The organism is Pseudomonas sp. St290 (genome assembly GCF_018325805.1).
Classification (GTDB): Bacteria; Pseudomonadota; Gammaproteobacteria; order Pseudomonadales; family Pseudomonadaceae; genus Aquipseudomonas; species Aquipseudomonas bijieensis.
In genome coordinates this window covers 1,971,671-1,990,819 of sequence record NZ_AP014703.1, presented here as the reverse complement: position 1 = coordinate 1,990,819, position 19,149 = coordinate 1,971,671, and the positions used below count along the sequence as shown (strand labels likewise).

The window sequence follows — 19,149 nt, the reverse complement described above, 5'->3', positions numbered from 1 at the left end:
GCGCACTGGCGCAGGCTGACGCACCAGTACATGGCAAAAGCCTGAGCAAAAGTTGTACCAGTCACTTGTACTGAACCTTCGCGCAAGGCTCATACTCGAACGTTTCAGACGTCACTTACGGAGATCCACCGATGGCCAGAACCCAGGCAAAGACTGCTCAAGAAATCCTGATGGAAGATTTCCAGACGCTGGTCAGCGACACGGAGCGGTTGCTCGATCACACCGCGACGCTGGCAGGCGATCAAGCCGATGCACTGCGCAGCCAGATCCACGAAACCCTCTTGCGCGCCCGCGAAACACTAAAGCTGACGGAAGATTCCATGCGTGAACGCGGCCAGGCTGCCGTGGTCGCCACCGAGGAATACGTACAGGCCAACCCTTGGCAATCGGTAGGCATTGCCGCGGGCGTTGGCTTTCTGATTGGTTTGCTGGCGACACGGCGCTGATGATGGGTATCGACGAATCCGGCTCGTCCGAAGCGGGCACCCAACCGACTGCACGCCGCCTCGGCGCGGCGTTTCTTGGCTTGTTGCACAGCCACGTCGAATTGTTCGGCATGGAGCTGCAGGAACAGAAGGCACGCACCGTCAGCCTCCTGCTGTTCGCCGGCCTGGCGCTGGTGTTCGGCTTGCTGCTGTTGGTCGGGCTTTCGGCGTTGGTACTGATCCTGGTATGGGACACCTATCGCCTGGCGGGCATTATCGGCCTGTGCCTGTTCTATCTGCTGGCGGCGCTGTTCTGCGGTCTGCGGCTCAAGGCAGCGATCTATGACGAGTCCTCCCCTTTCAACGCCACCCTCGAAGAATTGGCCAATGACCGGGAGCGCCTGCTGCCATGAGCCTGCCTGATATCCCTCAAGCCCGGACACGACAGGAAATGCGCAAGGCGCTGGTGCGTCTGCGCATGGAAATGCATCGCCAGGAAATCCGTCAGGAAACCCGCCAGTTGCTGCAACCCTTGCAGCGGGTGCGCGGCTTGACGCAAAGCTGGCACGAAGGTTTCGGCATCAAGCACGCGCCACTGTGGGGCGTGGCCGCAGTGACCTTACTCGGCTTCATCACCGGCAAACGCAGTCGCAGCGGCGGCTTGACCAGCCTGATCCGGTTGGCAACGACGCTGTTGCCGTTGATCAAGCTGGCCAAGAGTGTGCGCAAGCCCTGAGGCTCGCGCCACAGGGTTTTGTACTTGACCATCTTGCGACCCTGCACAAGCCCTTGGACCTTGCAGGACGCCCCACGAACCGGGAAGCTAGGGCATCGACCTCATCACACGGAGTAACCGGCCTTGGATTGGCACACCCTGCTGACTCGCGAACGCCTCGGAAAACCGCTGCACAGTCCGCAAGAGCTGGGCCGCAGTCCCTTCCACAAGGACCACGACCGCATCATCTTTTCCGGCGCCTTCCGCCGTCTCGGACGCAAGACACAAGTGCATCCGGTCTCCAGCAACGACCACATCCACACACGCCTGACCCACTCCCTGGAAGTCAGTTGCGTCGGGCGTTCCCTGGGCATGCGCGTGGGAGAAACCATTCGCAGTGCCCTGCCTGACTGGTGTGAGCCCAGCGACCTGGGCATGGTCGTGCAATCGGCCTGCCTGGCCCACGACATCGGCAACCCACCGTTCGGTCATTCCGGCGAGGACGCTATTCGTTATTGGTTCCAGCAGGCCGCCGGCCGTGGTTGGCTTGATGCCATGAGCGAAGCCGAGCGCAACGACTTCCTCAACTTCGAAGGCAACGCCCAGGGATTCCGCGTCCTCACGCAGCTTGAATACCATCAGTTCGACGGCGGGACCCGGCTGACCTACGCCACCCTCGGCACCTATTTGAAATACCCCTGGACCGCCCGCCACGCCGACTCGCTGGGCTACAAGAAACACAAGTTCGGTTGCTACCAGAGCGAACTGCCGCTGTTGGAGCAGATTGCCCACAAGCTCGGCCTGCCACAGATCGAGGATCAACGCTGGGCGCGGCATCCCCTGGTGTACCTGATGGAAGCCGCCGATGACATCTGCTACGCGCTGATCGACCTGGAAGACGGCGTGGAGATGGATCTTCTGGAATACCCGCAGGTGGAGTCGCTGCTCCTGGACCTGGTGGGCGACGATCTTCCGGACACCTACCGGCAGCTTGGGCCACTGGATTCGCGGCGGCGCAAACTGGCGATCCTGCGGGGCAAGGCCATCGAACACCTGACCAACGCCGCCGCCCGGGCTTTTGTCGAACAGCAGGAAGCGCTGCTTGCCGGCACGCTGCCAGGGGATCTGGTGGAGCATATGCATGGCCCGGCAAAACGCTGCGTGTTGAATGCCAAGGACATGGCGCGGCGGAAAATTTTCCAGGACAAGCGCAAGACCCTGCATGAAATCGGCGCCTACACCACGCTGGAAATCCTGCTCAACGGATTCTGCGGAGCCGCCCTCGAACAGCACGGTGGCCGCACGCCTTCGTTCAAGAACCGTCGCATTCTCGACCTGCTGGGGAATAACGCGCCGGATCCCAACGGCCCCTTGCATGGCGCTTTCCTACGCATGATCGATTTCATCGCCGGGATGACCGACAGCTACGCCAGCGAAATGGCTCAGGAGATGACGGGCCGCACGCGCCAATAATAGGTGGGAGCGGGCTTGTTCGCGAAAGCGGCGGGTCAAGCTGCGACGATGTTGAATGAGCCTGCGCCTTCCCGAGCGAGCCCGCTTCCACAATGGCTTCATCGTACAAGTTCCACGGCATGAAACTTTCCACGCAATATTGAACAAATCCGTCACACTTGTTTGGATAAACATCCCGTCGAAAGAAATATCCTTTCACAAACGGCCAGTAACCCTCACCGTCTTATTTCAATCGCCTACTAAAAACCCGATTACATCGTAATATCTTGCCTCTTTTTTTGTAGGAAACTTCTGAAATTGAAGTTGCATGCCTGTCTCTTCGTACGGCCCGGGTGGTAAGTGGGCTAAGGTGCGCGCTTTATTCAAGTTCGCAGGGTAATTTATTCATGAACTCCGTTTTCATTGTTGACGATCATCCGGTCATCCGCCTCGCCGTTCGCATGCTTCTGGAGCATGAGGGCTATAAGGTCGTAGGAGAAACTGACAACGGCGTCGACGCGATGCAAATGGTGCGCGAATGCATGCCAGACCTGGTTATCCTGGACATCAGCATTCCCAAACTCGATGGACTGGAAATCCTTTCGCGCTTCAACGCCATGACGACTCCGCTCAAGACGCTGGTGCTCACGGCCCAGTCGCCGACGCTCTTCGGCATTCGATGCATGCAATCCGGTGCCTCTGGTTACGTTTGCAAACAAGAAGACCTCAGCGAACTTGTCAGCGCGATCAAAGCGGTATTGTCCGGCTATAACTATTTCCCCAGCCAGGCGCTGAATCCGGTGCGCCCGGATGATCCACGCAGTATCGAGCTGGACCTTTTCAAAAGTGTCAATGATCGGGAACTGATGGTGCTGCAACTTTTTGCACAGGGACGTACCAACAAGGAAATAGCCAAGGGAATGTTTCTCAGCAATAAGACCGTCAGTACTTATAAGAAACGGCTGATGCAGAAACTCAAGGTCAAGTCCCTGGTCGAGTTGATTGAAATGGCGAAGCGCAACGCGCTGGTGTGAGAAAAAAGGATGCTCAGACGCCTATCGGAATGCCTCTTGCTGATCAGCGCAGCGTTATATACGGGAGTACTCGCGGCGGCACCGGATACGCCCGAGCGATACACGCTGCTGGGTCGTTCCTCCATGACCCATACCGAGATCAAGCTCGATGATGTTCAGCGCGCCTGGCTACAGGATCGACAGAACCTGGTCCTGGGAACTTCCGCCCCGGATTACCCGCCCTTCGACCTCTCCACCAGTGGACGCGACTACGAGGGCCTGACCGCCGATTATGCCGATATCATCGCCAAGGCCACCGGCCTGCCCATCAGCGTCCTGCGCTTTGGTTCCCGCGAGGCGGCCATGGCCGCACTCATGGAGGGGCAAATCGATATGCTTGGCACCGCCAACGGTTTCGAAGCCCGCAACCCCGACATCGTGCTGTCGACGCCGTACGCCGTGGACCAACCCGTTCTCGTCACCCGAACGAATGAAAGCCGATCCCTGACCGACGATCTCGAGGGGTTGCGGCTGAGCATGGTCTATCACTACCTGCCGCTACAGGAAATTGAAAAACTCTACCCCAAGGCACTCATCACCACCTACCCTTCCTACCAGAACGCCATCAACGCCGTCGCCTTCGGCCAGGCCGATGTATTTCTCGGCGATACCCTTTCCACCCATTACATGATCAACAATGGATACTTGGGCAATATCCGCATGGCCAGCTTCGGCAAGCATGAATCCCACGGGTTCGGGTTCGCCGTACGACGCAGCGATACCCGCTTGCTGGACGTCATCAACGCTACGTTGAACCAGGTCCCCATTGCCGAGCAGGCAGCCATCTCCAAGCGCTGGAGCGCAGGTAGCGACCTGTACCTCACGGACCACAGGATACAACTGACCGAACGCGAGCAACGCTGGCTGGCGAAGCATCCGGTGGTCCGGGTGGCGGTGAACGAAACGTCCGCACCCTTCACCTTCTTCGATTCTGACGGCGACTTTCGCGGCATCAGTGCCGATCTGCTGGAACTGATCCGGCTGCGCACCGGCCTGCGCCTGGACATCCAGCGCCGCCAGAACGACAGCGAAATGATTGCTGCGGTCCTGAACGATCAAGCCGACATGATCGCTGCACTGTTGCCCAGCAATGAACGACAACTCCAACTGAAATTCAGTCGCCCCTACATCACCAGTTCATTCGTCCTGCTGACCCGCAAACAGTCCGATACGCCCACGACACTCGATCAGTTCGGCCACGCAAGCCTGGCAATCGCCAAAGGCAACCCGGTCATTGAATGGTTACGCAACCAGTACCCGAGCATCCAAATCATCGAAACGGACGGCCCCTTGCGCGCCGTGGAAATGCTCGCCCATGGCCAGGTCGACGGCAGCGTGAACTCACAAGTGATGGCCAACTATTTCATCGCCTCCCACGTGTTGCGGGACCGGTTGCAAATCAGCAGCACGGTGGGCACCCAACAGGCCATGTTCGCGCTGGCCACGGCGAAAAACGCCACCGAGTTGAATGCCATTCTCGACAAGGCCCTGACCAGCATCGACCCCGACGAACTGGGCGTCATCAACAACCGTTGGCGCGGTTATGTCTCACCCTCGGAACACACCTGGCGCACCTACAACCGTCTGTTCTTCCAGATCGTCGCGGGCGTCGGCCTGTTGCTGCTGCTTTCCCTGGCGTGGAACGCCTACATGCAGCGCCAGATCAGGCAACGCCAGCGGGCGGAACTGGCCCTCAATGATCAACTCGAGTTCATGCATTCGCTGCTCAACGGCACCCCTCATCCCATCTACGTAAGGGATCGCAACGGCATCCTGCAAAGTTGCAACGACAGTTACCTGCAAGCGTTCGCCGCAAAACGCGAAGACGTCATTGGCAAGAGCCTGATGCCGGGCTCCATGAGCAACGCCTTCGAAGCGCAGGAGTACCAGGCGGACTACCAGCGCGTCATGGCCGAAGGCACCGCCCTGATCGTGGATCGTCCCCTGCACATCGGGGACAGGAAACTGACGATCTATCACTGGATCCTGCCCTACCGAAACTCCGCCGGCGAAGTGCAAGGCATCATCGGCGGCTGGATCGACATCAGTGAACGGCGCCAGCTGTTCGAGGAACTGCGCGCGTCCAAGCAACAGGCCGATGACGCCAACCGCGCCAAAAGCACGTTCCTGGCGACCATGAGCCATGAAATCCGCACCCCCATGAACGCGGTGATCGGCATGCTCGAACTGGCCCTCAAACACGCCGACAAGGGCCACGTCGACCGCTCGACCATCGAAGTCGCGTACGAGTCGGCCTCCGGCATGCTCGAGCTGATAGGCGATATCCTGGACATCGCGCGTATCGAATCAGGCCATCTGAGCCTGGCCCCCGAACGAGTCAACCTCAGGGCCCTGCTGCAATCGGTGATACGGGTATTCGAGGGCGTGGCCCGGCAGAAAAACCTGGCGTTGACGCTGCAATTCGACACTGCCGAGGGCAACCCTGACGTATTGATCGACCCGTTGCGATTCAAGCAGGTGCTGTCGAACCTGATCAGCAATGCCCTCAAATTCACCGAGCAGGGCCAGGTTCTGATCAAGGTCCGGCTGTCTCCAACCGACCGGGACGACGTGCTGCAAATGCACCTGGAGGTCAACGACAGCGGCATCGGCATCAGCCCGGCGGACCTGCAACGTTTGTTCGAGCCTTTTGCCCAGGTCGACAATAGCGGCCGGATGGCCCGTACGGGTGCGGGACTGGGGCTGGTGATCAGTCGCAACCTGTGCCGGATGATGGGCGGCAGCCTGCACATGAACAGCCAGCCCGGCACCGGAACCCAGGTCCGGATCTGCCTGCACCTGAACATCCTGCCGCCGACAAACGCTTGCGCTGCGCTTGAGCCGGCCATCGAAACGGCCGAAGCCGCCTTGAATGTGCTGGTCGTGGACGATCATCCGGCCAACCGCCTGCTGATGTCGCAGCAACTGGAGTATCTGGGTCACCACTACCAGGTCGCCTACGATGGTGCGCATGGGCTCAAGGTTTGGCAGGATGGGCATTTCGATCTGGTCATCGCCGATTGCAACATGCCCATCATGAGCGGCTACGATCTGGCCCGGTCGATTCGTCGCAACGAGTCCGAGCAGCAACGGCCGCCCTGCACCGTCCTGGGCTTCACGGCCAATGCCCAACCGGAGGAAAAACAACGCTGCCAGGACGCTGGAATGGACGATTGCCTGTTCAAGCCGATCAGCCTGAGCGCCTTGAGCCAATGGATCAAGGCGGTCAAACCCGCCGGCCACCCCACGATTTTCAGCGTACAAAGCCTACAGGCATTGACTGGCGGCGACCCTTCGTCCAACCGGCGCCTGTTGGCCGAACTGCTCAGTAGCAGCCGCTCGGACCGCCAGGAGTTGCTGGGCGTCGCCCACGGCACAAACCGGCAAGCATTGACTGAAACGGCACACAAGATAAAAGGCGTCGCCCGCATCGTCCAGGCGACCTCGCTGATCCAGCGGTGCGAGGCTTTGGAACAGGCTTGTCAGCAGGCACAGGCGCCTGAGCGAATCAGCGCTTGCGCCGACGCCCTCGACCGCGCCATGAGCGAACTGGAGCGGGCCCTGGAAACGGAGATCGCCAAGGCAAAATAATCCAGCGTTTACTATGCTGTTCGCTCAGCAGTGCGTACATGGGGGGGTTCTCGATCGGTTTCCCTTGCACGCGCAAACACCCATCGAGAACGCCCCCCGACACTTGGAGTGACTGCAATGCCCAGCGCACCGCGTCCGAAAAAACGCCGGTTCCCCCTGCACGTCCACATCAGCGTGATGTTTACCCTGCTTTTGCTGCTGACCGGGGTGGTGCTGGGTATTTTCAATTACCGGCAAACCACGCAAATCATCCTCTCCAGCAGTGAAAAACTGTTCAACCGCATTGAACAGGATGTGCGCCTGGATTTGTACGACACCTACGAACCGATCCGCCATCTGCTGAGCCTGCTGGCCGACTACCCGGCGACGCGCACGCCGCAGATGGCGCAACGCCTGGCCCTGCTCGTGCCTTTCAGTCAGGCGCTACGGGATAATCCGAACCTGGCGTCGTTGTACCTGGGCGATCGTCACGGCAACTTCCTGATGGTCCGGCCATTGCGCACCGCTGCCCTCAAAGCCGCCCTGCAGGCACCGGCCGAGGCGGCCTACCAGGTCTGGACCGTGGAACGGACAACCGAGCAGACGCCGATACTCGCCCAATCACTGTTTTACGATGAAACCCTGACGCTCATCGAACGCCGGGACATTACCGGTGAAACCTACGATCCACGCAACCGCGGCTGGTTTCGCAGCGCCGTCGGCAGCACTGAGCAGATCACCACCGAGCCCTACGTTTTTTTCTCCATCCATAACGTCGGCACCACCCTCGCCCGGCGCAGCGGCGAACAGGCTGTCATTGGCGCCGACCTGACCCTGGCGGCCTTGTCCCAAACCCTGGCCAAGCACAAGGTGACCAGCGGCACCGAAATCGTCTTGCTCGACCCCAAGGGCAACGCAGTGGGTTATCCCGACAGCGGCCGGCTGCTCGTCGATGCCCAGTCGGCACGCCTGATCAAGGCTCGCGACCTCAGCCCCGCGATCGCCGCTGCGCTCGATGACAACACCGATGCGACGCGCCTGGAGGCGGCCGGACGCCAGTGGATCGTTTCTCGCAGCCATATGCAGGAAGGCGGGCCCCACGGCCTGGAACTGGCATTGCTGGTCCCTGAGGATGAGCTGCTGGCCAATGCCTATCGCATGCGCTGGCAAGGCGCGCTCATCACCCTCGCCACCTTGCTGCTGTGCCTGCCGCTGGGCTGGCTGACGTCCAGAATCCTGGTCAAGCCCTTGCGCGAACTGGTGCAGGAGGCCGATGCCATTCGCAGCTTTGATTTCAACTATCCGGTGTCGCGTCGTTCCCCGGTGCTGGAGGTCGATCAATTGAGCGTATCGATGGCGCGCATGAAAGAGACCTTGGCAAGTTTCTTTGAAATCACCGCCAGCCTGCGCGCCGAAACCCGCTTCGTCCCATTGCTGGAGCGGGTGTTATTTGAAACCGTGAAAATCGGCCAGGCCCAGGCCGGTCTGATCTACCTGCGCGAGAACGACGACAATCGGGTCAAGCCACATGGGCTGGTGATCGACGGCGCACCTCGGGATCTCGATGACTTCAAACTGCGCGGTCATGAGTTGCAAGCGGGCGACAGCCCTCAATGGCTCCAGCAACTGGCCGTCTCGGAAAATTTCGTGACATCCCTGGGCTTCGAGCAGGCGGGCGACTTGCAGGGCGTCCTGCGGGAACTGGACTCGCCGCGGGTCCACCTGATCGGTATCCGTCTGCGCAATCGGCACCAGGAAACCGTCGGCGTACTGGTATTGCTGATCACCGACAGTGGCACCGAAGCCGACCTGGAAAAACTGCAGCCCGACCGCATCGCCTTCCTGCAGGCCGTATCCGGTGCCGCCACCGTGAGCATCGAGAGCCAGCGCCTGCAAGCCAGGCAAAAGCAATTGCTGGACGCATTCATCCAATTGCTGGCCGGCGCGATCGATGCCAAGAGTCCCTATACCGGCGGCCATTGCCAGCGGGTGCCGGTGCTGACCCTGATGCTCGCCCAGGCCGCCGCCGCCAGCCAGGCACCGGCATTCGACACCTATCAGCCAACGGAAGATGAATGGGAAGCTCTGCACATCGCCGCCTGGCTGCACGATTGCGGCAAGGTCACTACCCCCGAATACGTCGTCGACAAAGCCACCAAGCTGGAAACCCTGAACGACCGGATCCACGAGATACGCACCCGTTTCGAAGTGCTCAAGCGCGATGCCTGGGTCGATTACTGGCAGGCCGTGGCAAGCGGCGGCGAGGCCTCATCCCTGGCGCAACGGCGCGACGCGACATTGGCGGCCCTGGATGACGACTTTGCCTTCGTCGCCCATTGCAACCAAGGCAGCGAAGCCATGGCCGAGGCCGACCTGCAACGCTTGCAACAGATTGCCCAACGCCCCTGGACGCGGACCCTCGACGATCGCCTGGGAGTTTCCTGGGAAGAGAACCGTCGCCAGGCCCGCACGCCCAAGCCGACACTACCAGTCACTGAGCGGCTGTTGGCGGACAAGCCCGAGCACCTGTTCGAGCGCCACGCGAGCGAACTGATCCCGGCGGACAATCCGTGGGGCTTCCAGCTCGATGTACCGGCCTGGAAATACAACCGCGGCGAACTCTACAACCTGAGCATCACCCGAGGCACGCTGACCCGCGAGGAGCGCTACGTCATCAACCATCACATGGTGCAGACGATCCTGATGCTCAGCCAGTTGCCCTTCCCCAGCCACCTGGAAAACGTGGCGGAGATAGCCGGCGGTCATCACGAGAAGATGGATGGCAGCGGTTATCCCAAGCGCCTCAAACGCGAAGAGATGAGCCTGCCGGCACGCATGATGGCCATTGCCGATATTTTCGAAGCGCTGACGGCGGCCGACCGCCCCTACAAGAAAGCGAAGAAACTGAGCGAAGCCCTGGGCATCATGGCCACCATGTGCCGTGACGCCCATATCGATCCCGAACTGTTCGGGCTCTTCATCGATGAAAAGGTCTACCTGAGCTACGCCAATCAGTTCCTCGACCCGCACCAGATCGATGAAGTCGACCCCGATGCCCTGCTGGTCAAGGCCGGGCTGAAGGCATGATCAGCAATCCGTCAGGCGCAGGAATATCGCAGCCAACGCTTCAATGCCAGCCTGGTCATGTTCGGTAAAGCGCGCCAGTTTCGGGCTGTCCAGGTCCAGCACGCCAATCAGGCGCCCGTCCTTGACCAACGGCACCACCAGCTCGCTGTTCGACGCACTGTCGCAGGCGATGTGCCCGGCGAAGGCATGGACATCTTCGACGCGCTGAGTCTGCCGGGTCGCTGCCGCCGTGCCACACACGCCGCGGCCAAAGGGAATCCGCACGCAGGCGATCTGGCCCTGGAACGGCCCCAGGACCAGCTCTTCGTTGCGATTGAGGTAGAAACCGGCCCAGTTCAGGTCGTCCAGCTGACTGGACAGGAAAGCCGAGAACTGCGCCGCGTTGGCGATGAAGTCACGCTCATCGGCCAGCAAGGATTCCAGCTGTGCCGATAACAACGCGTAGCCGTCCAGGCCAACTCCGGTGCCCTTCAAATCGATCATGCCTTGTGCTCCAACAATTTCAGGCCTACCCAATAACGGGCAAACTGGTAGGCGCAACGTCCGTTGCGGTTGCCGCGACCGGTTGCCCAACGCACCGCCAGCACATCCAGCGCTTCGTCGCGCTGCCAGGCCAGCCCGGCCTTGGTCGCCAGTTCGCTGATCCAGTGCTCCACCACGTTGAGGAAATGCTCCTGGGTAAAGGGATAAAACGACAGCCACAAGCCAAAGCGGTCGGACAAGGCGATCTTGTCCTCCACCGCTTCGCTGGGGTGAAGTTCGCCGTCGACCCGTTTCCAGTTCTCGTTGTCGCTTTCCTTTTCCGGCACCAGGTGCCGACGGTTGGAGGTGGCATACAACAGCACGTTGTCCGGTGCCTGCTCCAGGGATCCATCCAACACGCTCTTGAGCACCCGGTAATCGCCCTCACCGGATTCGAACGACAGGTCATCACAGAACAACACGAAACGCTGTGGCAGTTTCGCAACCTGCTCGACCACCCGGGGCAGATCGGCCAGGTGATCGCGTTCGATCTCGATCAACCGCAGGCCTTGCTGGGCATGTTCGGCCAACAGGGCACGCACCAGGGAAGACTTGCCGGTGCCACGCGAGCCCCAGAGCAAGGCATGGTTGGCGGGCATGCCATCGAGGAACTGCCGCGTGTTGCGGCCCAGTTGTTCGACCTGGCGGTCCACGCCGATCAGGTCCGACAGGCGCATGTCGAGGCTGACCTGCAGCGGCAGCAGATAGCCGCTACGTCCATCACGCTGCCAGCGGGCGGCCAGGGTCTGGGTCCAATCGATGGCGGGCCGGGGCGCCGGCAGCAAAGGCTCGATCCGGGCCAGCACGGCATCGGCACGCTCAAGAAAAGCATTCAATCGCGAGTCCACGTCTTTTCCTCGGACAGGTTCACAGTAATGATGGCGCTCGGGCTACGAAACGCCGTAGCCAATGGCGGGTCTACTTCACACAATACACACCGGCTGCACCGGTATTCAGAGATGATCAGCTATGCTTGACCGGCGAAGGGAAACGTAAGTGGTTCATCACTCAATGGACATCAGATTCACCCAACGGCTTTCCTATAAGCAGGCCCGCCTGACCGTCCTGGTGGGCTTCGTGTTGGGCACCTTGCTCAGCCTGATGCAGATCGGCATCGATTATGCCAGTGAAGACGCGTCGATCAACCGTGAAATCCTCTCGCTGCTGGAAATCAGCCACAACCCGGCTTCGCGCATCGCCTACAACATCGACGCCGAGCTCGCCCAGGAACTGTCCATGGGCCTGTTGCGCTCACCGGCCATCATCGGGGCCGAGTTGATCGACAATAACAATACGGTGCTGGCCAGCGTCAAGCGGCCTGAGCTGCAAAGCAGCTATCGGTTCATCAGTGACTTCCTGTTCGGCGCCCAGCGGCAGTTCGAGGACCGGCTCTACCTGGACCACCTGCCCGGAGAATCCCTGGGCATGCTGCGACTGGACGTCGACACCTATGCGTTCGGCAGTCGTTTCCTGCGCCGTGCCGAGGTCACCTTGCTCAATGGCTTCGCCCGCAGCCTGATCCTGACCGGCCTGTTGCTGGCGCTGTTCTACGTGATGCTGACCAAGCCCCTGGTGCGGGTCATCCGCGAACTGAGCAGCCGCGACCCGAGCAGCAGCGAACAGAACCGCCTGGAATGCCCTTCCGGCCACCAGTCCGATGAGATCGGCGTGCTGGTGTCCGTCGCCAACCAGCAGTTCGAAAATATCTCCACCGAAATCCAGCAACGACGCACGGCCGAAAATCGCCTCACTGAATACCTGGCGCAACTGGAAAACATCGTCTCGGCCCGCACCGCCGAACTCAAGGCCATCAATGCCCGCCTCAGCCAGTCCAACGAGGAGCTGGAGGTGGCCCGGCGCACCGCCCTGGACATGGCCGAAGCCCGCTCCGTGTTCCTCGCTAACATGAGCCACGAGATCCGCACACCGCTCAACGGCCTGCTGGGAATGATCGCCCTGTCCCTGGACGGCCCCCTGACGGCCGAACAACAGCAGCAGCTATCGATTGCCCATGACTCGGGCAAGGTATTGGTCGAACTGCTCAACGACATCCTCGACCTGTCGAAATTCGACGCCGGCCAACTGGAGCTCGAACGCATTCCGTTCGACCTCGGCTCCCTGGTGGAGGACACCGCCAACCTGCTTTCCCAGAACGCGGCCCCCAGTGTCGAACTGGCCTGCCTGATCGACCCGCAGTTCCCGGCGCAGGTATTGGGCGACCCGACCCGGGTGCGCCAGATCGTCAGCAACCTGTTGTCCAACGCACTGAAATTCACGCGCTTCGGCCGGGTCGACGTGAAGTTGAGCCATTACGAAGGCGGCGTGCGAATCGAGGTCTGCGACACGGGCATTGGCATCCCCCAGGAAGCCCAGGCAAGAATCCTGCAGCCGTTCACCCAGGCTGGCGCCGGGATTACCCGCCAATTCGGTGGCACCGGGCTGGGCCTGGCACTGACCTACAACCTCTGCGAAGCCATGCAGGGCCGGTTGACGATCAGTTCCGAAGCCGGCTTTGGCAGTCAGTTCTGTGCCGACCTGCCCCTGCCTTGCCATCTCCCTGCGCCGCCGGTCGAGCCGTTGCACGGCAACGTCGTCGCCATCACCGCCAGCAGCAGCGGGCTGGCCGAGTTGCTGGGCATGCTGTTGCCGGGATGGGGACTGGATTATGTACAACGCTCCATCGACGACGGGTTGCTGGGGCTCACGCCCGACGTGCTGATTACCGACTGCCCGGAATGCCTGTTCAACCTGCGGCCCACCTTTGACGCACCGATCCTGCTGGTGACCGCCTATGGCAGTTTCATGCCCGGCGAAGAAGCCGCCGCCCTCGCGCCGCTGATCCAACAGGCCCGGCCACTGGCGCGCCATGCGCTGTACCAGATTCTGCGGCGTGCCATGCAGAGCGAGGCGACCATCATCAATGACGCACAGATCGAAGCCCTGGCGCCGTCCTTGCGTGGACGGGTGCTGCTGGTGGAAGACAACCCGGTCAATCAACTGGTGGCCAAGGGGATGCTGGTGAAACTGGGCTGCGAAGTCACCGTCGCGGCCCACGGCGCCGAAGCCCTGGCTCAACTGGAACAGCGGGTTTTCGACCTGGTGTTGATGGACTGCAACATGCCGGTGATGGATGGCTACGAAGCCAGCCGGCAGATCCGCCGCAGCGGGCGCTGGTCGGACCTGCCGATTGTTGCCCTGACAGCCAATGCGATGCCCGAGGAACGCGAGCGCTGCCGCGCGGCCGGCATGAACGACTACCTGTCCAAGCCGTTCCGCCGCGAAGAGCTGGCGGCGGTGCTGGACCAGTGGGTGCCCACTACGTCAGCGCTTTGATCTGGCCCAGCAGGTGATCCAGACCATCTCGCAACGTCCCCAGGCGGTCCAGGTCGATACCGCTGTCGCACAACAACCGGGCCTTGAGCGGGCCAACCTGTTCACGCAGGGCTCGCCCGGCAGTCGACAGGCTCAAGTGCACCTCCCGCTCGTCCAGGGCCGAACGCTGGCGCTGGACCAGATCCAGCTGTTCCAGGCGCTTGAGCAGCGGCGTCAGCGTGCCGGAATCCAACAGCAAACGCTCCCCCAGGGCCTTGACCGTTGGTTGTTGCGGGGCGGCGTCCTGCCATTCCCACAACACCAGCATCGCCAGGTATTGCGGATAGGTCAGGCCGAGTTGATCGAGCATGGGTTTGTAGCCACGGATCACCGCGCGCGAAGCGGCGTACAGCTTGAAGCACAACTGGCTGTCGAGCTTCAGCGAATCGACTGACAGGTCATTCATTTGAGCAGCGCTTCGATCTCACCGGTCAAATCCTCGGGCTTGGTGGTCGGGGCAAAACGCTTGACCACCTGACCGTCCTTGCCGATCAGGAACTTGGTGAAATTCCACTTGATGCCTTTGGACCCCAGCACGCCGGGCGCCCGCTGTTTAAGCTGGACGAACAGAGGATGAGCGTTGGCACCGTTGACTTCTATTTTCTTGAACAGCGGAAAACTCACGCCGAAGTTCAGTTCGCAGAACTCGGTGATCGCCCCCTCGTTGCCTGGCTCCTGCTTGCCGAACTGATTGCAGGGAAAGCCCAACACCACCAGGCCCTGGTCCTTGTAGGTCTGCCACAACGCCTCGAGGCCCTTGTATTGCGGGGTGAATCCGCACTGGCTGGCGGTGTTGACGACAAGCACAGCCTTGCCGGCGAAATCGGCGAGGGTCTTTTGCTCACCCTTGATGGTGGTACAGGGGATGCTCAGCAGGTTGTCGCTCATGGCAAGGCTCCGAAAATGTATGGGATAGGCGGCGAAGATAGCGAACGATTCAATTGTGTGCAATTTAATTGTCCGAAACCATGACTTCAGCCCTCCGGGCTTTTGTGGCGAGGGAGCTTGCTCCCGCTCGGCGGCGCAGCCGTCGTAAAACCGGCCGACGCGGTCTGCCAGGAGAACTATGCCAGGCCGTTTTGGGGCGGCTGTGCCGCCCAGCGGGAGCAAGCTCCCTCGCCACAGGAGGATTGTGGTGAACAGTCCCTACCGAGGCACGAGATCCAGGCACACCGAGTTGATGCAGTACCGCAGCCCCGTCGGCGGCGGACCGTCGGGGAAGACGTGGCCCAAGTGGGCATCACATTTGGCACAGACCACCTCGGTACGGATCATGCCGTGGCTGACGTCCCGCACCTCGACCACCGCGCTGCCTTCGATCGGCGCGTAGAAACTCGGCCAGCCGCAGCCAGAGTCAAATTTGGTCCGCGAATCGAACAACGGTTCATTGCAGCAGATGCAGTGGTACACACCGTCGGTCTTGGTGGCGTTGTACTTACCGGAGAACGGTCGTTCGGTGCCCTTCAACCGACAGACGTTGTACTGCTCCGGGTCGAGCATGGCGCGCCATTCTTCAAGGGTTTTCTGCAACTTTTCCATCGTCCTACCTCGGCAATTGAAAAAGCCCGATCCGATGCTTTTCCGCAGATCGGGCGGCACGTATGATTGCGCCTCGTCAGACGCCAGTCTGGCAGTCACGTCATGCGCATTCAAACGGATTGTGGCGCCTATTACCGCGTCAGGCCTGGGCACAGACGCAGGATCCCCAGTACGGTAGTTCATACGCCGCCTGGATCGTTCATTTTCGGGAACACATCGCCATGCAGGTCAGCAAATCGAACAAGCTCGCCAACGTCTGCTACGACATTCGCGGCCCGGTGCTCAAGCACGCCAAACGCCTGGAAGAGGAAGGCCATCGCATCCTCAAGCTGAACATCGGCAACCCGGCGCCCTTTGGTTTCGAAGCGCCCGATGAAATTCTCCAGGACGTCATCCGCAACCTGCCGACGGCCCAGGGCTACAGCGACTCCAAGGGCCTGTTCAGTGCCCGTAAGGCCGTGATGCAGTACTACCAGCAGAAGCAGGTCGAAGGGATCGGCATCGAGGACATCTACCTGGGCAACGGCGTGTCCGAGCTGATCGTGATGTCCATGCAGGCGCTGCTCAACAACGGCGACGAAGTGCTGGTGCCGGCGCCGGACTATCCGCTGTGGACCGCTGCCGTGAGCCTGTCCGGTGGCAACCCGGTGCATTACCTGTGCGACGAACAGGCCAACTGGTTCCCCGACCTGGCGGACATCAAGGCCAAGATCACGCCCAATACCAAGGCACTGGTGATCATCAACCCGAACAACCCGACCGGCGCCGTGTATTCCAGGGAAGTGCTGCTGGGCATGCTGGAACTGGCCCGCCAGCACAACCTGGTGGTGTTCTCCGACGAGATCTACGACAAGATCCTCTACGACGATGCCGTGCATGTCTGCACCGCGTCCCTGGCGCCGGACCTGCTGTGCCTGACTTTCAACGGCCTGTCCAAATCCTATCGGGTCGCCGGTTTCCGCTCCGGCTGGATCGCTATCTCCGGGCCCAAGCACCACGCCCAGAGCTACATCGAAGGCATCGACATGCTGGCCAACATGCGCCTGTGCGCCAACGTGCCGAGCCAGCATGCGATCCAGACGGCGCTGGGCGGCTACCAGAGCATCAACGACCTGGTCCTGCCCCAGGGCCGGCTGCTGGAACAGCGCAATCGCACCTGGGAATTGCTCAACGATATTCCTGGCGTCAGTTGCGTCAAGCCGATGGGCGCGCTGTATGCCTTCCCACGGATCGACCCGAAGGTCTGCCCGATCCACAACGATGAAAAATTCGTCCTCGACCTGCTGCTGTCCGAAAAGCTGCTGGTGGTCCAGGGAACGGCGTTCAACTGGCCGTGGCCGGACCACTTCCGCGTCGTGACCCTGCCGCGGGTCGATGACCTCGACCAGGCCATTGGCCGGATCGGCAACTTCCTCAAGTCCTACCGTCAATAAGCCAGGCAGCGTGCGGGGAGTCCTCGCCTCGCACGCTGTTTGATTCAGCAACATATCCGTTCTGCCGACTCCGCCAGGCCTTCTACACTAGGGACTGGAGAGCCAACGGGCACCCCGGCTCAACGTTCACGGGGTGCAGGCGCCGTATTTCTTTTCCCCAGTCACTTTCAGAAAAGTCTTTCAAACATTTAGGACAGCTGTAGGACACAGTTTGAAATAGTCGGTGAGTTGAATAGCCTGCGGCAGCACCTTATATACCCCGCATAACGCTACATCTTTAGCACGAGGAGATTTCCACAACCATGATGCGCATCCTGCTGTTCTTGGCCACTAACCTGGCGGTCGTGCTGATTGCCAGCATCACCCTGAGCCTCTTCGGCTTCAACGGGTTCATGGCGGCCAACGGGGTTGACCTCAACCTCAATCAGCTGCTGATTTTCTGTGCGGTGTTCGGTTTCGCCGGTTCCCTGTTCTCGCTGTTCATCTCCAAGTGGATGGCGAAGATGAGCACCAGCACCCAGATCATCAGCCAGCCGCGCACTCGCCACGAGCAATGGCTGCTGCAAACCGTCGAGCAGTTGTCCCGCGAAGCCGGTATCAAGATGCCGGAAGTCGGTATCTTCCCGGCCTACGAGGCCAACGCCTTCGCCACCGGCTGGAACAAGAACGACGCCCTGGTCGCCGTCAGCCAGGGTTTGCTCGAGCGGTTCTCGCCCGATGAAGTCAAGGCCGTGCTGGCCCACGAGATCGGCCACGTCGCCAACGGCGACATGGTGACTCTGGCGCTGATCCAGGGCGTGGTGAACACCTTCGTGATGTTCTTCGCCCGCATCATCGGCAACTTCGTCGACAAGGTGATCTTCAAGAACGAAGAGGGCCAAGGCATCGCCTACTACGTGGCGACCATCTTCGCCGAGTTGGTACTGGGCATCCTCGCCAGCGCCATCGTCATGTGGTTCTCGCGCAAGCGCGAGTTCCGCGCCGACGACGCCGGTGCACGCCTGGCTGGTACCAGCGCCATGATCGGTGCCCTGCAACGCCTGCGCGCCGAGCAAGGCTTGCCGGTGCACATGCCCGACACCCTGAATGCCTTTGGCATCAACGGTGGCATCAAGCAGGGCCTGGCGCGCATGTTCATGAGCCACCCGCCGCTGGAAGAGCGTATCGACGCACTGCGTCGTCGCGGCTGACTGAAGCCTCAAGAGAAAGCCCGCAGCGATGCGGGCTTTTTTTGTCTGCTGGTTTAGGCACGCCAGCACAAACACTCACTTCAACGACTGGAAATCCGATACACCCGCTCATCCAGCCGCTTCACTCCAGCCTGCAAGAACTTCCAGCTTTCCCCCAGCACATCCTGTTCCTGCAAGACCTCCAGCCGCCAGACATTTCCCAGCAGCCGCAGCACCTCATCATTTCCTACGGAGAAAGGTGGGCCAGGCATTTCATCCTGGTTGTAATCTAGGGTAATCAGCAATCCCACGCACGCGGGCATGATTTTCTGCAAATGAACCGCATACCGCTCTCGCATCGCCACCGGCAAGGCAATCAACGCAGCACGGTCGTACAACGCCGCGCAATCGGCCACATCTGCAGCACTCAAGGCAAAGAAATCACCACAGCGGATTTCGACACCCTCGGCACGGAAGACCTTGAACGCGCCCTCCTCACTTACGCTCGGCTCAAGCTGACGTTCAAGAAAAAAATCAGTGGCGGCTTTTTCCGACAACTCCACGCCAAGCACTGAGTACCCCTGATGGGCAAGCCACAACAGATCCAGGCTTTTCCCACACAACGGCACCAGCACTCGACTACCCTGCGCCAGACCCAGTTGCGGCCAGAAACGTTGCAGGTAGGGGTTCACCTCTGGCAAGTGAAAACCAATCTGGTTCGATGACCAGCGCTTGTGCCAAAACTCGGGCTCCATGATTCACTCCAAAAAACTCGATCAAAACGGGCTAAAA

16 protein-coding genes are annotated in these 19,149 nt (G+C 60.6%); 10 read left to right on the top strand and 6 right to left on the bottom strand.

Annotation, left to right across the window (positions count from 1 at the left end):
• The first annotated feature begins 131 nt into the window (after nt 1-131).
• From PBDP_RS08755 to PBDP_RS08725, 7 genes are all read left to right on the top strand, one after another.
• The gene (locus PBDP_RS08755; protein ID WP_092166820.1) at nt 132-446 is read left to right on the top strand and encodes an ElaB/YgaM/YqjD family protein; all 315 of its coding nucleotides are present in this window, start codon (nt 132-134) and stop codon (nt 444-446) included.
• A 2-nt stretch (nt 447-448) separates the two neighbouring features.
• Nucleotides 449-838, top strand: coding sequence for a phage holin family protein (locus tag PBDP_RS08750; protein WP_024618372.1), 390 nt, complete (start codon nt 449-451; stop codon nt 836-838).
• Nucleotides 835-1,161: a hypothetical protein gene (locus PBDP_RS08745; protein WP_109751465.1), complete on the top strand. Its 327-nt coding sequence runs from the start codon at nt 835-837 to the stop codon at nt 1,159-1,161. Before PBDP_RS08750 ends, PBDP_RS08745 begins: the two co-directional genes overlap by 4 nt.
• A gap of 123 nt (nt 1,162-1,284) precedes the next feature.
• Nucleotides 1,285-2,613: a deoxyguanosinetriphosphate triphosphohydrolase gene (locus tag PBDP_RS08740; protein ID WP_109751464.1), complete on the top strand. Its 1,329-nt coding sequence runs from the start codon at nt 1,285-1,287 to the stop codon at nt 2,611-2,613.
• A 386-nt stretch (nt 2,614-2,999) separates the two neighbouring features.
• The gene (locus tag PBDP_RS08735) at nt 3,000-3,626 is read left to right on the top strand and encodes a response regulator transcription factor (RefSeq protein ID WP_014337291.1); all 627 of its coding nucleotides are present in this window, start codon (nt 3,000-3,002) and stop codon (nt 3,624-3,626) included.
• A gap of 9 nt (nt 3,627-3,635) precedes the next feature.
• Entirely contained in the window at nt 3,636-7,256 is a 3,621-nt protein-coding gene (locus tag PBDP_RS08730; RefSeq protein ID WP_212802101.1) for a transporter substrate-binding domain-containing protein, read from the top strand.
• Between the two features lie 117 nt (nt 7,257-7,373).
• The gene (locus tag PBDP_RS08725; RefSeq protein WP_212802100.1) at nt 7,374-10,322 is read left to right on the top strand and encodes an HD domain-containing phosphohydrolase; all 2,949 of its coding nucleotides are present in this window, start codon (nt 7,374-7,376) and stop codon (nt 10,320-10,322) included.
• Here the strand turns inward: PBDP_RS08725 and msrC are convergent, their stop codons facing one another.
• Together msrC and PBDP_RS08715 are read right to left on the bottom strand one after the other, a co-directional pair.
• The gene (msrC, locus tag PBDP_RS08720) at nt 10,323-10,805 is read right to left on the bottom strand and encodes a free L-methionine (R)-S-oxide reductase MsrC (RefSeq protein WP_109751460.1); all 483 of its coding nucleotides are present in this window, start codon (nt 10,803-10,805) and stop codon (nt 10,323-10,325) included.
• Nucleotides 10,802-11,692, bottom strand: a complete 891-nt coding sequence (locus tag PBDP_RS08715; protein ID WP_212802099.1) for an ATP-binding protein — start codon at nt 11,690-11,692, stop codon at nt 10,802-10,804. Before PBDP_RS08715 ends, msrC begins: the two co-directional genes overlap by 4 nt.
• A gap of 163 nt (nt 11,693-11,855) precedes the next feature.
• Here PBDP_RS08715 and PBDP_RS08710 point away from each other — a divergent pair, with 163 nt between their 5' ends.
• Complete coding sequence (locus PBDP_RS08710; protein ID WP_109751458.1) at nt 11,856-14,177, top strand: hybrid sensor histidine kinase/response regulator; 2,322 nt, start codon at nt 11,856-11,858, stop codon at nt 14,175-14,177.
• Here PBDP_RS08710 and PBDP_RS08705 read toward each other — a convergent pair.
• From PBDP_RS08705 to msrB, 3 genes are all read right to left on the bottom strand, one after another.
• On the bottom strand, nt 14,161-14,622 hold the full coding sequence (locus PBDP_RS08705; RefSeq protein WP_109751457.1) for a MarR family winged helix-turn-helix transcriptional regulator: 462 nt from the start codon (nt 14,620-14,622) through the stop codon (nt 14,161-14,163). The genes PBDP_RS08710 and PBDP_RS08705 overlap by 17 nt on opposite strands.
• Nucleotides 14,619-15,104, bottom strand: a complete 486-nt coding sequence (locus tag PBDP_RS08700) for a glutathione peroxidase (protein WP_109751456.1) — start codon at nt 15,102-15,104, stop codon at nt 14,619-14,621. The genes PBDP_RS08705 and PBDP_RS08700 overlap by 4 nt, the downstream gene beginning before the upstream one ends.
• Nucleotides 15,105-15,362: 258 nt before the next feature.
• Complete coding sequence (msrB, locus tag PBDP_RS08695; protein WP_109751455.1) at nt 15,363-15,755, bottom strand: peptide-methionine (R)-S-oxide reductase MsrB; 393 nt, start codon at nt 15,753-15,755, stop codon at nt 15,363-15,365.
• A 221-nt stretch (nt 15,756-15,976) separates the two neighbouring features.
• Between msrB and PBDP_RS08690 the strand changes: the two genes are divergently transcribed.
• A complete protein-coding gene (locus PBDP_RS08690) occupies nt 15,977-17,188 on the top strand; it encodes a pyridoxal phosphate-dependent aminotransferase (protein ID WP_018603142.1) in 1,212 nt (403 codons plus the stop codon).
• Between the two features lie 302 nt (nt 17,189-17,490).
• Nucleotides 17,491-18,378, top strand: a complete 888-nt coding sequence (gene htpX / locus PBDP_RS08685) for a protease HtpX (protein WP_003199411.1) — start codon at nt 17,491-17,493, stop codon at nt 18,376-18,378.
• Nucleotides 18,379-18,458: 80 nt separating this feature from the next.
• Here htpX and PBDP_RS08680 read toward each other — a convergent pair whose 3' ends face one another.
• The gene (locus PBDP_RS08680) at nt 18,459-19,112 is read right to left on the bottom strand and encodes a thiopurine S-methyltransferase (RefSeq protein ID WP_212802098.1); all 654 of its coding nucleotides are present in this window, start codon (nt 19,110-19,112) and stop codon (nt 18,459-18,461) included.
• Between the last annotated feature and the right edge of the window lie 37 nt (nt 19,113-19,149).

Coding starts and splice junctions, on each gene's coding strand:
- PBDP_RS08755 (WP_092166820.1), top strand. CDS start 132: ATGGCCAGAACCCAGGCAAAGACTGCTCAAGAAATCCTGATGGAAGAT.
- PBDP_RS08750 (WP_024618372.1), top strand. CDS start 449: ATGGGTATCGACGAATCCGGCTCGTCCGAAGCGGGCACCCAACCGACT.
- PBDP_RS08745 (WP_109751465.1), top strand. CDS start 835: ATGAGCCTGCCTGATATCCCTCAAGCCCGGACACGACAGGAAATGCGC.
- PBDP_RS08735 (WP_014337291.1), top strand. CDS start 3,000: ATGAACTCCGTTTTCATTGTTGACGATCATCCGGTCATCCGCCTCGCC.
- PBDP_RS08730 (WP_212802101.1), top strand. CDS start 3,636: ATGCTCAGACGCCTATCGGAATGCCTCTTGCTGATCAGCGCAGCGTTA.
- PBDP_RS08725 (WP_212802100.1), top strand. CDS start 7,374: ATGCCCAGCGCACCGCGTCCGAAAAAACGCCGGTTCCCCCTGCACGTC.
- msrC (WP_109751460.1), bottom strand. CDS start 10,805: ATGATCGATTTGAAGGGCACCGGAGTTGGCCTGGACGGCTACGCGTTG.
- PBDP_RS08710 (WP_109751458.1), top strand. CDS start 11,856: ATGGACATCAGATTCACCCAACGGCTTTCCTATAAGCAGGCCCGCCTG.
- PBDP_RS08705 (WP_109751457.1), bottom strand. CDS start 14,622: ATGAATGACCTGTCAGTCGATTCGCTGAAGCTCGACAGCCAGTTGTGC.
- PBDP_RS08700 (WP_109751456.1), bottom strand. CDS start 15,104: ATGAGCGACAACCTGCTGAGCATCCCCTGTACCACCATCAAGGGTGAG.
- msrB (WP_109751455.1), bottom strand. CDS start 15,755: ATGGAAAAGTTGCAGAAAACCCTTGAAGAATGGCGCGCCATGCTCGAC.
- PBDP_RS08690 (WP_018603142.1), top strand. CDS start 15,977: ATGCAGGTCAGCAAATCGAACAAGCTCGCCAACGTCTGCTACGACATT.
- htpX (WP_003199411.1), top strand. CDS start 17,491: ATGATGCGCATCCTGCTGTTCTTGGCCACTAACCTGGCGGTCGTGCTG.
- PBDP_RS08680 (WP_212802098.1), bottom strand. CDS start 19,112: ATGGAGCCCGAGTTTTGGCACAAGCGCTGGTCATCGAACCAGATTGGT.